General features: G+C 43.7%; 13 protein-coding genes and 1 riboswitch. All 13 genes read right to left on the reverse strand.

Going from position 1 to position 14837, the window contains the following annotated elements; all coding sequences use genetic code 11:
* Positions 1–5: 5 nt before the first annotated feature.
* Positions 6–1286: an aspartate aminotransferase family protein gene (locus tag ABWW58_RS15230; RefSeq protein ID WP_353869920.1), complete on the reverse strand. Its 1281-nt coding sequence runs from the start codon at positions 1284–1286 to the stop codon at positions 6–8.
* 399 nt (positions 1287–1685) lie between these two features.
* The gene (locus ABWW58_RS15235) at positions 1686–2171 is read right to left on the reverse strand and encodes an S-ribosylhomocysteine lyase (RefSeq protein WP_093674051.1); all 486 of its coding nucleotides are present in this window, start codon (positions 2169–2171) and stop codon (positions 1686–1688) included.
* A gap of 99 nt (positions 2172–2270) precedes the next feature.
* A complete protein-coding gene (locus tag ABWW58_RS15240) occupies positions 2271–3116 on the reverse strand; it encodes a MetQ/NlpA family ABC transporter substrate-binding protein (protein WP_093674031.1) in 846 nt (281 codons plus the stop codon).
* A gap of 12 nt (positions 3117–3128) precedes the next feature.
* The gene (locus tag ABWW58_RS15245) at positions 3129–3809 is read right to left on the reverse strand and encodes a methionine ABC transporter permease (RefSeq protein ID WP_353869921.1); all 681 of its coding nucleotides are present in this window, start codon (positions 3807–3809) and stop codon (positions 3129–3131) included.
* Positions 3802–4848 carry a methionine ABC transporter ATP-binding protein gene (locus ABWW58_RS15250; RefSeq protein ID WP_445783445.1) on the reverse strand — a complete coding sequence of 349 codons (1047 nt, stop codon included), beginning with the start codon at positions 4846–4848 and terminating at the stop codon, positions 3802–3804. Before ABWW58_RS15250 ends, ABWW58_RS15245 begins: the two co-directional genes overlap by 8 nt.
* Before the next feature lie 53 nt (positions 4849–4901).
* On the reverse strand, positions 4902–6017 hold the full coding sequence (locus tag ABWW58_RS15255; RefSeq protein ID WP_353869922.1) for an iron-containing alcohol dehydrogenase family protein: 1116 nt from the start codon (positions 6015–6017) through the stop codon (positions 4902–4904).
* Between the two features lie 41 nt (positions 6018–6058).
* Positions 6059–6832, reverse strand: coding sequence for an SDR family NAD(P)-dependent oxidoreductase (locus ABWW58_RS15260; RefSeq protein ID WP_353869923.1), 774 nt, complete (start codon positions 6830–6832; stop codon positions 6059–6061).
* Positions 6833–6857: 25 nt separating this feature from the next.
* Positions 6858–8030, reverse strand: coding sequence for an aminotransferase class I/II-fold pyridoxal phosphate-dependent enzyme (locus ABWW58_RS15265; protein WP_353869924.1), 1173 nt, complete (start codon positions 8028–8030; stop codon positions 6858–6860).
* Positions 8031–8057: 27 nt separating this feature from the next.
* Positions 8058–8534 carry a free L-methionine (R)-S-oxide reductase MsrC gene (msrC, locus tag ABWW58_RS15270; protein ID WP_353869925.1) on the reverse strand — a complete coding sequence of 159 codons (477 nt, stop codon included), beginning with the start codon at positions 8532–8534 and terminating at the stop codon, positions 8058–8060.
* Between the two features lie 247 nt (positions 8535–8781).
* Positions 8782–8882: riboswitch (SAM riboswitch) on the reverse strand.
* A 416-nt stretch (positions 8883–9298) separates the two neighbouring features.
* Complete coding sequence (locus ABWW58_RS15275; RefSeq protein WP_353869926.1) at positions 9299–10072, reverse strand: acetoin reductase; 774 nt, start codon at positions 10070–10072, stop codon at positions 9299–9301.
* Positions 10073–10313: 241 nt separating this feature from the next.
* On the reverse strand, positions 10314–10610 hold the full coding sequence (locus ABWW58_RS15280) for a hypothetical protein (protein ID WP_353869927.1): 297 nt from the start codon (positions 10608–10610) through the stop codon (positions 10314–10316).
* A gap of 267 nt (positions 10611–10877) precedes the next feature.
* Positions 10878–12857, reverse strand: a complete 1980-nt coding sequence (locus ABWW58_RS15285; RefSeq protein ID WP_353869928.1) for a methyl-accepting chemotaxis protein — start codon at positions 12855–12857, stop codon at positions 10878–10880.
* Positions 12858–13056: 199 nt separating this feature from the next.
* A complete protein-coding gene (gene scrK / locus ABWW58_RS15290) occupies positions 13057–13932 on the reverse strand; it encodes a fructokinase ScrK (protein WP_353869929.1) in 876 nt (291 codons plus the stop codon).
* Between the last annotated feature and the right edge of the window lie 905 nt (positions 13933–14837).

The following is a 14837-nucleotide window of genomic DNA, read 5'->3' on the forward strand; positions in this document are numbered from 1 at the left end:
CTTTCTCATTGAGCGTAAAGTTGATCTAGAACAGATTCGATAATCGTGATGCCCTGATCAATCTCATCGTTGGTCACATTAAGCGGCGTAGCAAATCGCATGCCATTATGGTGTACACCACATGAAAGAGTCAGTAATCTATTTTTCAGACAAGCTGCTCTGACGGCTTCCAATAGATCTCCGGCCGGACTGCCATCCGGATGGGAGAATTCAATTGCCAGCATTAGGCCCAGTCCACGAACATCGGAAATGCAGCTATATTTCTTCTGCAGCCGAACTAATCTGTTTCTTAAGTACACGCCTTCCTCATTCACGTGCTCCAGCAGATACGATTGTTTGAATTCATCCAATACTGCCAAAGCCGCAGCCGCACAAATCGGATTGCCGCCAAAAGTGGTGCCATGCATGCCCGATCGCCATTCAGCCATAATCACTTGCGTTGAAATGACCGCACTCATCGGCAGACCGCCGGCAATCGCTTTTCCTACCGTCATAATATCCGGCACCACACCAAAATGTTCACTGGCAAACATTTTCCCTGTTCGTCCGTAACCAGATTGAATTTCATCCAAAATCAGCAGAATACCGTACTGATCGCAGCGTTCGCGAATTCCCTGTACGAATGCCTTCGAAGGAACAACATAACCACCTTCCCCTTGAACAGGCTCCATAATAATCGCGGCTACCTGATCAGGCGCCACGAGATTCTGAAAAAGCCGGTCAAGCTCATTCAAGCAATACTCTGTTCTTTGCTCCGCATTGAAACCCTTAGGACATAAATCCGTCGAAGGATATGCCGTAAAGTAAACCGAACCGACCATAGGCTCATAATACTTGCGATAGTATGCGTTCGAGCCGGTTACAGATAGCGCTCCGAACGACCGTCCATGAAAAGAGCCTTGGAACGCAATAATCGCCGGTCTTTTTGTATAGGCCTTCGCCAGCTTCAACGCACCATCGATTGCTTCCGCTCCTCCATTGGAGAAAAATACCGAGTTCAACGCACCCGGCGTCACCTCGGCCATCCGTTTCGCAAGTTCAAGCGTCGTCGGATAATTGACCACATTAAACGATGCCGTAATCAGCTTTTCTGTCTGCGTTTTTATGGCCTCAACAACCTTCGGATGGCAGTGGCCCAATGCATTGACTGCAATCCCCTGAACAAAATCCAGATACCGATCACCCTTACTGTCAGTCAAATAGCATCCCTTGCCACTGACTGCAATCAGATCCGTCGCCTTGGCAAGCGCAGGACTTAAATAAGGCTGATAATCCTCGAATTTCATGCGTAATCCCCCCACGAATGGGACTAAACGATTGCCCATTGATGACAAATCCCGTTTTATATAAAGTATTGGCGTGTTGGGATAATATGCTAAATTTTTAGATAAAGCAGAAAAGTGTTGTATTGCTCAAAACGATCCTCGTTCCGACGAATCTGTAGACGGTAACAAAGTGTAGGCGTTTTCTCTCGTTCAATCCTAGGGCGGCTTGTGATCGATGACATTGTTTTCATCTGTTTAATCGCTTTCCCTTCAACACAAAGAAGCGATCCAAGCCCGCTAGAACAATAGGCTCAGATCACTTCGCTTCTTTTTTATCCTAGGTATTGAGATTTATACGGCAGCATCACAAACTACGCTTGGATGACCTCCACTCACACAATTTGCTGCTTCCACCTGCAATTACAAGGATTCCTTAACCACTTTGCGTTCGAATGGGTCAGAGCTGATACCTTCATCGACAACCTTTTTCGCCCATTCTTTAGCTGAGAAGAGTGAGTGATCACGGTAATTGCCGCAACTTTCAATCGTTGTTCCTTGAACGTCATCCCAAGTAGATTCATTCGCGATAAATTCAAGAGAACCCTTCAGCGCTTTGGCAACGTCAATCGGATCATGTTCTCCCCAAAGAATCAAATGAAATCCCGTGCGGCAACCGAACGGCGAGCAGTCAATCACACCTTCCAGCCGATCACGCAGCAGACTTGCCAGCATGTGTTCAATCGTATGCAGCCCTGCTGTCGGAATCGCATTTTCATTTGGCTGTACAAACCGCAAATCATAATTTTGAATTACATCGCCCTTTGGTCCTTTTTGTGTCGCAATTAATCGGACATATGGGGCCTTGACTTTCGTATGATCAAGTGTAAAGCTTTCAACCTTTGCCATAATCACAATCGCCTCGCTTTTTGTAGTTTCGTGATGACTCCTTACCATTTTATCAGTAGCATACTATTTATTGCATGATAAAAGAAGGTTATGTTTCTTTTAATACTTAAACGCTGGGACATAAACCCCATTGTAAAGCTTCTTAATTTTATTTGCGACCGATGCCGTATGATAAGCATCGACCACTTTCTTATATGTGTTGTTATTCTTGTCAGCTGTACGCGCAACAATGACGTTAATCCATGGTTTATTGTTCGGATCATTCAGATCAGGTTTAATGCGATAAATAGAGTCGGTGACAGGATTCATTTTATTATCAATAATAAAGTTACTGTTTGTTATGCCCGCCGCAAAGTCCGGAAGCAGACTAGGAATTTTGGCCGGATCTACTTCAACAATCTTCACATTCTTTTTGTTTTCCGTAATATCCTTCACAGCAGGTGAGTACCCTTTACTTGGATCAAGCTTGATCAGTCCCGCACTCTCCAGAACCTTAAGGGCGCGGCCGGCATTGGTGACATTGTTCGGAATCGCAATTTTATCTCCGCTTTTAATTTGTTTGAGACTTTTAATCTTTTTTGAATAGACATTTAAAGGAACAATATACGACTCACCGATGACGGTAAATTTATAACCTTTTTGTTTTATTTCCTGATTTAAGAATGCATGATGCTGGAATGCAGTTAAATCCAGTTCTTTATTAGACTCAGATTGATTGGCAATGATACCGTCAGTGAACTTGACCAGCTTAACCTGGATGTTGTCCTTCTTCAAATTCTTATTAACCTGCTCCCAGATCGGATCATCACTGTTTCCGACAACCCCCACCTTCACTTCTTTGACTTTATTTGAGTTAGCACCCGACGAAGATGAACCGCAAGCCGCAAGAACCAGGACAAAACTGAGAATGAGGATAAAACTGCTGAATTTAGTAATCTTTTTCATGAGAAACGCCTCCTAATGTGTGGTTTTTTTTGAAATAAATGTGCCTAGTATCTGAACGATGCTGACAAAAACGAGTAAAACAATAATGGACACATACGTTGCATCTAGCTGATTTTGCTGATAGCCGTAACGAATGGCGAAATCACCAATCCCGCCGCCTCCGACAACACCGACAATCGCAGTAAGTCCGATCAAACTGATCACCGTGATTGTCGTCACACGTACGATAGACGAAATGCCTTCTTTTAAGTAGACGGAAACGATAATTTGAAAAGGCGATAAACCCATAGCGATCCCTGATTCAATCAGTCCGTCATCCACCTCGCTCAAAGCAGATTCAATCTGTCTCGAGAAAAAAGGAGTTATTCCGACAATGAGCGGAAAAAGGGTTCCCTGTACGCCGACGGCAGTTCCAGAAATCAAACGGGTAAGCGGAATCAGAGCCGCAATGAGAATAATGAATGGAATTGAACGGAACAGGTTGATTAATTTATCAAACAGGTTAAAGACAAAAGAATTCGCTAGGATACCGCCCTTTCTTGTAGAAACGAGCACAATGCCGATAATCAGGCTGAGTACAAAAGAAATCAGTCCGGATACAAAGACCATTTGCAGTGTTTGAATGATTGAGAGATAAAATTCATCCATGACTTGAGAAACATTCGGAAGCAAGAATTGCAACACGTTATCCATGATTCAACACCTCGACAGCAACATGTCTTTGTTTCACATACTCAAGCGCGCGATCAATAGCCGACTTCTGACCACTCAAAATAACAATGAGTCCGCCGAGCGGATTGCCGCTCAAAATTTGAATGTCGCCAAACACAATATTGGCGTCAACATGAAACGTTCTCGAAATATAGGAGATTAGCGGCTCTGAGACGCTGCTTGTCGTATAGCTTATTTTAAGCAGCAATTGTCCCGGCTGCAGCTGCACAACGGGAGACTGCGTTTCAATTAATGCCTTCACACTACCAAGCGCAGATGTTGTTTCAATGAATGACCGCGTCAGCTCCTGCTGCGGATTAGAGAAGACAGAATAAACATCGCCATGTTCAATGATCTTCCCCTTGTCAAGGACTGAGACCTTCTGGCATATCTCCTTGACCACAGACATTTCGTGCGTAATCACCACGATCGTTAAGCCGAGTTCCTTATTCAATTTTTTCAAGAGATAAAGGATCGATTTCGTTGTTTTCGGATCCAAAGCGCTTGTCGCTTCATCGCACAAAAGTATTTTCGGATGGTTTACTAGGGCTCGTGCAATGGCCACCCGCTGTTTCTGCCCACCGGACAGCTGTGAGGGATAGGCATCTCGTTTGTCCGGCAGATCAACAAGTTCCAGTAATTCGGTAATCCGTTTATTAATCTGCTGCTTTGACAATCTACTATGTTTTAGAGGAAGCGCTATATTGCCAAAAACAGTTCGAGACGGCATAAGATTGAATTGCTGAAAAATCATACCGATTTTCCTACGGATCGCTCTTAATTCCCGCGATTTTAACCCGACAATATTCTGCCCTTCAAAGAAGATACTGCCTTCAGTCGCTTTTTCGATCCCATTAAAGCAACGGACAAGCGTTGATTTTCCGGCACCGCTGTACCCGATGATACCGAAGATCTCGCCCGTTTCTATGGAGAGATTGACATCTTTTAGTACAGAGTGCGCCTTTTTATCAACAGTAAAGGTTTTAACTACATGTTCGGTACGTATGATTTCCGACGTCACCGGTTAGCGCCTCCTTTTATATATTTTCTAGTAGGATTACTTGGTTTTAAGACCTAGTTATTCCTTTCTGCAGAGTCAGCCGTATACTTATCAAGCTGCGTAATGGCTTCAAGAACAGAATCCTCCGTCACTTTAAAAGGGAGCAAATGAATGGTTTTATCCGGGCTGACTGCATAAGCAGCTAACTGACGAATATCTTCCTCAGAACGTTTATTAAGATGCAAATCCTGTAAACTTGCCGGCAGCTTCAGACGATGGTAAAACGGCAGTAGGCGCCCAATTTCATCCCACTTTTTTTCAAGCGCTAACTGGACCATAATGCCATAAGCCACTTTTACTCCATGCAGCAGATGCACCGTTTCTGGAAAATAAGTGAGCGCATCATGTATGGAATGCGCCGCAGTCGCGCGTCCATAGGCATCTCCAAAACCGCCGACCAAACCACCCGCGATAATGTTCGTTTCCATGACAAGCTGCCAGGCGTCCGATAAAACGCCCTGCTTCATATCCTCGACCGCCTGCGCGCCGTGATTCAAAGGAATATCTCGGCAGATTTTGGCAGACTCGCGTGCATACATGAGCGAGAGGTGATTGGTACCGACACGTGCCAGCAAGCTGTCGGACTCATACCATTTCGCCAATGTATCGGCAATTCCCGCGATAAAATAATCCAAAGGAGAATCCAAAATCACTCTAGGCTCGATAAGAACAAGGCTGGACTGTCTCGGATAGAGTTCATGCCCAATCGAAATTCCGTTATCCTTATAAAGAACGCTGAGTGCCGACCATGCGGCACAGTTGCTTGCCATCGTCGGCAGGATCACAAGTTGAATTCCACCCGATTTAACTGCTGCAGCTTTCGCCGTATCGATGACCTTTCCCCCGCCGATTCCAATGACCAGATCAATCCCCAACCTGTGAATCTCTTCAATGACTCGATCAATCTCTTTGTGCGAACATTCACCGCCAAACGTCATGTCGAACACATCAAAGCCTGCCTGAGCTAGATCTGGGAAATACGGTGCCGCCTTTTGCCATGACTTGATGCCATGAAGAATTAGAATCCGCGTGGCAGACAATGCTTCGAGAAATTTCGGCAGATAATCATAGGCACCTTCTTCAGAACTATACTGCTGCGGTCCGACTCTGGAAACCACGTGAAAAGACATTGCTTTGAACTCCTTTAATAACAAAATGATAACGCCGGTCTTTAATTCATGGTCATACCGCCAGTTACATTGATTGCTTGACCAGTCATATAGGAAGAAAGCGGACTAGCCAAAAACAGAGCAACATTTGCCACATCAGATGGAAGCGCCGTTCTTCCCAGCGGTACTTGCGAGCAATCTTCCTGATAGATCTGTTCCGGTGTCATAGTTCTGAGCTTGGCACCGTCAATTCGCTCCCGATGCTTCATACTTGTTTCGACAATGCCCGGACAGATTGCATTGACCAGAATCTGTTGATGTGCCAGCTCGACTGCCATGACCTTCGTGAATCCGAGTACCGCATGCTTTGATGAACAATAATTTCCCATGCAGCGGTAGCCGTTCTTGCCAGCCTGTGACGCAATATTAATGATCCTCCCTTCAATCCCATGCTCATTCATCTGACGGGCAACCGCTTGTGATACAAGAAAAGTTCCTTTAGCGTTGACATCCATAACGCGGTCCCAATCTTCTTCCTTAATGTCCACAGCATAATCCATCGTCGAGATGCCCGCGCTGTTCACGACAACATTTATTGGTCCCCCCAGAAGATCGGCAGCTGTCTTCACCGCTTGGTTGACATCCTTCTTATCCGTCACATCCAATTTGAGATGCACCAAACGACCGGATTTTCGTTCCGCTTTTTGTTCAAAAGCGACATCAGCGACAGCCACCGCGGCACCGGCTTCGAGAAAGAGGTCGGCAATCCCCTTGCCGATCCCAGAACCGCCTCCGGTAACGAATACATTTTGACCTGTTAAATCTATCTTTATCATCCTACACTCTCAATCTCCCAACCTATTAAAATAAGTGCAACGCGTCAATTCGTCTGACCGCCTCCACCAGCACGTCTTCACTGTGTACGAGACTGATCCTTATAAAGTCGTTGCCATTATTCCCGAATCCAATCCCCGGAGCCGTCACAATGTGTGCTTCGCGAAACAACATATCCGAGAAAGACTGACTGTTGTATCCTGCAGGTACCTTTAGCCAGGCAAAAAATGTGCCCGGCGGAGAAGCAACATTCCAACCGATTCGACTTAACCCACCGATGAGCACATCACGCCTCCGTTGATAGATGTGAACCAGCTCGCGTGCACACTCTTGCGATGATTGCAGCGCGCATGCCGCGGCATCTTGAACCGCACCGAACACCGTGCTGCAGGCATGCATTTGGAAGTGATTCAATGCCTTTATAACTGAAGCATTGCCCACAGCAAACCCGAACCGCCAGCCTGCCATATTATATGTTTTCGATAGAGTATATACTTCGACCGCAACGCTCTTTGCTTGTTCAATTTGGAGCAGACTCAGCGGCTTATTATGATCAAATCCAAGTGAAGCATAGGCAAAGTCATTAACAACCGGAATGCGATGTGTCCGGGCAAAATCAATCGTTTTTCGAAAGAAATCCTTCGTTGCCAGCGCACCGGTCGGATTGTTCGGATAATTGAGCATAAGGAGCCGCGCGTTTTGCAGCACATCGTCCGGAATGCTTCGATAATCAGGAAGATATCGATTTGACTCCTCAAGCGGCATAGCATAGGTTCTTGCCTGCGAGAGCATGGCCGAAGAATAATAGATCGGATAACAAGGATCCGTAATCAGCATGTAATCGTCCGGGTTAAGCAGCGCTTGCGGGATCCCGGTGATGCCGATATGCGCGCCATGGAAAACAGCGATCTCATTGACCGGATCCAATGTGACTCCATACTCCTTTTTATAAAAATCAGCAATTGCCACTCGTACCTTTTCTTTTCCGAGAAACGGGGGATAAGCATGATTTTCCGGCTGATCCACCGCCGACTTTAACGAAGCTACAATGTGTTCCGGAGTCGGCAGATCGGGATTCCCCTTGGATAAATTAATGAACGGTGCCCCTGTCTTTTCAATAGCAGCCAATTTATTATCCAACTGGTCAAAAAAATTAACAGGCAGCTTCCGAGCACGTTCGGAAGGCTTAAAATCAACCAAAACCGCACCTCCTCCGACGATCCATGATTAGCGTTCATCCCCTTTCTGAATACCAAAAACCAATGGTGCCAGCTGTTCCAGATGCCTGGCATCTACGGCATCAAAGTGATTCACTAATGGGCTGTCTAAATCCAAAACGCCAAAGAATCGATTACTGTCCGGTTCAAAAACAGGAACGACAATCTCTGATTTCGAACGCTGATCACACGCAATATGACCAGGAAACTGATGAACATCCGGGACAATTTCCGTCTTTTTCGTAAAAGCTACCTTACCGCACACGCCTTTCTGAAGAGGAATATGCATGCAAGCAACCCTGCCCTGAAACGGTCCAAGAATTAATTCATCATTCTTCCATCGGTAAAAGGTCGTTCCGTTTAGCCCGGGAACCTTTTCAAAAATAAGAGAGACCATATTACTCATGTTTGCAACCAAATCAAATTCCTGATCAAACAGGGCCCGCATTTGTTGTATTAAATCACGATACACTTTCTCCTTGTCCATGCCGATCGTCCCATCTGTCTCTAATTAATACCGATGAAAATACAGAATTATTTTTCTTGTTTATGAAACATTTCTTCATTTTTATTTATCCCATATGTAAACTAAGATTTAATGATCACATATTTTGCCTTTGAGTAAAAAATCTTCTCGTTGCACCACCTCTTAATCTTATTGAAGAATAAAAAAATTGTCCCCATGAGATAAGGAGACAATTTTATTAAACTCGCAATGAATTGAGTCAATTGGTCTCTTATCTTTCAGAATAGATCTGCAGGAATTAACACCATGCGTTCACGCGCTGGTTGTTGGGTTTCATTGGGCCGGTCCCTCCACCACTCTTGATAAGAAGCTGACTATTTAATTATCAAAGTAATTGTATGAGGATTATTGTATATTAAATAAATCCCAACTGCAACATTTTTTATCACTTAAATTTCTTCCCTTCCATACAGAAGCATCCTACGAAAAGGAACTCGCACTACGATTGATATCAAGAAATATATAGGTTTAGACGTCTCTATGGCAAAAATAGCGGATGCGGTTGTCGAAGAAGGAAGAAGTACATCGTGATGATTCATTATCAAACAGAAGCGATTCGTAAACAAATGAGCCGATTAGGAAATCCGAGTCAGTTGTGTGTCTGCTACGGGACTGGATACACCGGATATGATCTTTATCGTTTATGTGCATAATCAACCCGCACCAACTTTCCGATGCGGGCTGATCTTTATTATAGCGCTTTCAATTTTCGTAGAATCTATGCATCAGTTAAACACAATCCCACCGTCAACGAGCACGGACTGGCCGGTGATGTAGTTGGAATCACTCGAAGCCAGGAACGAAACGAAATTAGCAATGTCTTCGGGTTCTTCAGGTCGTCCCAGTGAGATGCTCTCGATCGCCTTCTTGAACGCTTCACCTTTTTTGGTCCCTTGATAGTTCGTCATGACATCGTCAATACGGTCCCACATGCCGGTGCCGACGATTCCCGGACAATAGGCATTGACCGTAATATGATCTTTGGCAAGTTCCTTTGCTGCAGCCTGAGTAAAGCCGCGCACGGCAAATTTGGTTGCTGAGTAGAGCCCCATCATCGGGAAGCTCTGATGTCCGGCAATACTGCAAGCGTTAATAATCTTTCCGCCGTTCTCCTGATTTTTCATTTGATCGGCCGCTGCTTGCATCCCGTACACCGTGCCGTATACATTCACCTTAAACAGAAGGTCCAAATTTTGCTCCTTTAAGTCCATCACCGGACCGACATGCGCAACCCCGGCGTTATTAACAAAAACGTCAACGCTTCCAAATGTATCAACCGCCTTACGGACGAGTGCCTTCTGATCTTCAGGCTTTGTTACATCACTAATAGATCCCGCCGCCTGGTAGCCGGCATCTTCGAATTCTTTGATCGTGCTCGTCAATACCTTTTCATTCACATCGCTCAGAACAACTGCGAATCCATCCTTTGCCAAACGTGCTGCAATACCCTTTCCAATTCCTTGTCCTGCTCCTGTAATGACTGCTGTACCCTTTGTCATAATCGCAAAACCTCCCATATGGAACCTGGAGTCCTATATCGCAACAGAGCGGTACTTTCCCCTGGATTCATTATATTTTTGCAGAGCAAAAAATAGTCCAACCTATTCTCGTTTTCTGCAAAATTACTCACAGTTCCCATTTTAGAATGCGCTTTCATTTTTGTAAAAATATCTGCTTATCCACTTTTAAACTGTGGTTTCAATTATTCAGACGTTTTTCTTTGAATACTGTCTCTGCATCTCATGAATACATGTCCCGTAACAGTTCCAACATATGGCGAACTTGAGATGTCCGCGGACGGCACAAACAGGTAATAGATGAATAGCCGCATTGCTTATACGCCATGTAGTCCGCATAGTTATCGACAAGCCAGTAACCGTTTGGATTCTCTTTCCGCTCAACCCAAACGGCATGTTCAAGTGGAGAGGATAACTGAACCCGTCGAACCATTTCAGACAGCCGCTCTTCCGAAATAAACTCAAAATAGAGCGGATCAATCGTTTCAATGGGTACTTGAACAACAGAAAAACGAATCATATACGTCAGCCTCCAAATGCATGCTATAAAAATTTATGTGACTACCTAGTTGTCCCATGCATGAAAGGAGAAGACTCTGAAAACCGTCACATTTTTCTTTCATTCAAAACTATACCTCCTTGCAATTTTGACATAAAAAATCTGAACGAAAAAGACGTCAATTTTTGTTTAGGTAAACTGATCAGCAAGGTCGGCGTTTTTCTGCGCGAAGGTGTAAAAAAATAACCATCCCATAAGACCACAGGACGGTTTAATCAATAAAAGTATTTATTTCTCTGTCTTAAATGTTTGGACAATTTGGTTCAGTTCATCCGCGATAGCACTGAGTTCGGTTGCGCTTCTGGCTATTTCGCCAATAGACGCCGATTGTTCTTCGGTTGCTGCCGACACACCTTGTGTCTGCTCAGAAGTCTGCTCAGCAAAGGCTTCAATCGGGCGATACGCAGCCGTCGCTTGTTCCGTTGAATCAGCAATTTGACGGATGATCTTTGATATCTTCTCGATTTCTGCAATCGAATGATTCACGAATGCCTCAATGTCGCTAAACGATTGATCGCTTTCTTTAACTGCATCGATCCCTTTATCGACTTCTTCAATCCCCATATTCATTGATTGGACAACACGTTCCGTATCTTCCTGAATCGTTGAAATGATGGAGCTGATGCGGTCGGCATTTTCAGAGGATTGAGCGGACAGTTTTTGAATCTCAGTCGCAACAACAGCAAAGCCTTTTCCATGTTCGCCTGCACGGGCAGCTTCAATGGAGGCATTCAGTGACAACAGCTGAGTTTGCGAGGCAACATCATTGATCACATGAATGATTTCATTAATCTCTTGCGACTGTTTACTTAGGTTGCCAACCATTTCGGCCAATTGAGTAACCGTTTGCTTAATCTTAGCCATTTGATTGTTCGTTACATCAACGGTTTCCTGCCCGTTATCAATAATTTTTCTCGAATCTTCATAGCGCATCGTGAGCTGATTCATCTGATCGGTCACGGAAGCAATGGATTGGTTAATCAATTGAGCATTTTTTGTCAGCTTCTGAATTCCGCCTGTCTGCTGATCTGCCGCACCTGCAATCTGCTCGATCGAGTGCGCAATCTCATCCGTTGTCGCCTTGTTTTCTTCAGTAGAAGCGGTCAGTTCTTCAGAGGACGCAGCCAGCAATTCAGATTTACTGCTCAACGTATGGACAATTTCTTTTAGCGAAACCAGCATTTTATTGGTGCTCCGCCCAAGTTGCGTGAATTCCTCATTGGTTCTCATTGACGTATCCAGCTCTTCAGTCAGGTCATTATTGCTTATTCTTTCAAATACAGTAACCATTTTTTTCAATGGTTTTGTCACATATTTACGAACCAGCCATACCGTTAGCAGAATGACAATAATCAAATTAACAATAACACTGCAAATAATGGTGAACGCGAGCGGATTCACTAGTCCATTAATATCTTTAACATTCATGATACCGGCAACTCGCCAACCCGTAAGACTATTGATCGCACTGTAAATTTTCTGATCATGATACACAAAGGGTTTGGACCTATTGCTTGCCAATTGCTTCGTAAACGAATCAGCAGCCTTTACTCCAATCTTATTATTCTTATTAACCACCCATTTATTTTCACGATCAAGTAGAGAGACATAGCCTGATGCTCCGACTTTTGCTTGGTTGACCAATTCGTTAATCTTATCCAGTTTTATGTCCATACCAATGACACCCTTGCCATCTTTTGTTGTTTGCGCAAGGGTTACCGTCGTGACATTAGATCCATCAGAAGAGCGATATGGAGATGTGATGATTAACTGTCCCGGATACTCCATTGCCTGTTTGTACCAAGGTCGCGTGCGAGGATCAAGACTTTTAGGAACTTTGACAGACGAAGGGAAAAAGGCAAGTTCGCCTTTCGTATTGGCAAGATACAACGCCGCTTGATCCTGATCTGCTCCCTGAATATTCCCAAGAGCTGCTTTAACTTTATTGCTGTCAATGTCACCCGTTAACTGATTACTCAATTTCGTGACAACATGAACCTTGCCATCAATGAATTGACTTAAGTTCTTATTTAAGAGTTTAATGCTGTTCGTCGTCGTGTCATCCAACTGTACTTGACTTGATTTTTTCACCTGCTGAATGATAATCATTCCAAAGAAAAAATTGGGTATGACTATGACAACAATGAGAAAAATCATCATAAACCCGGTAAAACTTAAATGCTTTCTCTCTCTTTTCTCTTTTATCACCTTTAACTGCCTCCTTTAATACCGATAAAACTCAAACGTATTATCGACAACTGACGCAGTTTGTTTAATTCGCATTTATAACATCGAACATTTTTAAACTTTGGGTTGACAAAACGACCACCTGTTAAAAAATCAGGCAGTCGTTGATGTTTTTCAATATATATGGGAATGTGATCTTCCTCTGTAAACCCTGAGTCTGTCACTTACTTAATTCTTTGAATGCCAATGCAAAGTTTCCTAGTGTTGCTGATCCGTTATCTTTAACTCGTGGCATTCTTATATACGTAGTTAGATCCGGAACTTTGATGTAATTGTTGTTGAGTTCAGCAAAGTCGCGTCTGACTTTCTCTAGAAAAGCCTCACTGACTACGCCGCCACCAAACACTATATTGTCCGGTCTGAGAATCATCGTTTGCTGAATAGCGGCTTGAGCAACATAGTACGCCATAATATCCCAGACGTGATGATCACTCGGAATATCTTTTCCTTTAATACCCGTTCTGGCTTCAAATGTTGGGCCGGATGCTAGGCCCTCCAGACAATCTTTATGAAAGGGACAGATGCCTTTGAATTCCAAATCATCAGGATGTCGTTTGACATAGACATGCCCCATTTCAGTATGTCCCTGGGATCCTAGTATCGCTCCGTCTATTATGGCACCGCCGCCAATGCCTGTTCCGATTGTTAGATATACTAAAGACTGTATTTTTTCATTAAACAGTTGTGCCATAATGTATTCTCCATATGCCGATCCATTAACATCGGTTGTAAAATATATGGGAATAGTTAATTCCTTTTTGATAGGTCCTACAAAATCAACTTTGCTCCACCCTTTTTTAGGAGTTTCGGTAATGTATCCATATAATTTGTTGTTTTTTTGTATTTCGATTGGTCCGAAAGAGGCTATCGATAGCGCAGCCAAATCCTTAAATTGTTTGAAAAAATCGATTACCTTAGTGAACGTGGTACTTGGATCTGTCGTAGGGATCGATACTTTTTCAATCACTCGATAGTCTTCATTTCCTACCGCGCACACAAACTTAGTCCCGCCTGCCTCAATACTGCCTAATAACATAGCCCTTATCTCCTTTATCTCGTTTTCATTCTGTCAGAAGCATTTCCCAATTTATAGACATTCAGGTCGCAAACACTTCGCTGCGATCATCTTAGCGTCAACTTCCAGTACAACGGTGTTCTTTTATCCAAACGTGTTCTCGTCCGATCTGACCTAGCCCAAATTAAGCATCTAACAGCATTATGAAAGCGCTGTCTAATTTTGTCAAGGATTATTTTAAAATCCCTAAACGGAAGGATTATTAATGCCCATTCTATGTGGAACACCAGAGTCTCTCAAGAGGCTACTGAAAAATCGGTTGAATCCATAGGCAACTTCAGATACCAACAACTTAAAATACAAACGGATCATTCGACAAAGAAAGCTTTCTCCTTTTATTGGGTTGTGAAAACTTTCGATCAAATCGATGTAAAGTGATCATCAGTTTCTGAAAGACCATACCGATTTTTCAACTCCATTTTTTCCCAAAAAAGCGGAGAGAAATAGAATTGCCTCTCCGCTTTCAACATACTTTTATGTGTGTATGAATCAATGTTCCATCCATCTCACTTCTTTTTCATTAAGCATTCTGGTCCTTAATTAAGTAGCGTATAAAATAAGCGGATATTTTTCGGTTAAATCAGAATAGAGCTCGTTTCGGCGGGAGATAAGGGGAATTTTTCCGGTTATGCCAAGAAAAATCCCCCATTTTCACGTTTTTCAAGTTGATAAGCGGAATCTCTCCGTCTATTTAAGCTACTTTTTAGTTCATTTTCTCATTAAGAGAAATTTTTCCGTCCATTTATCAGATTGGGGGCTTAACCTGATCTCCCTTTACAATTAGCAGAAGTTCCTACTTCCACAGGACGCGGTGACTTCTGCGTTGTGCACAGGATGTACTTTCACAGGATGGGATGGCTTTCGCG

This window comes from Sporolactobacillus caesalpiniae (assembly GCF_040513385.1).
Lineage (GTDB): Bacteria > Bacillota > Bacilli > Bacillales > Sporolactobacillaceae > Sporolactobacillus.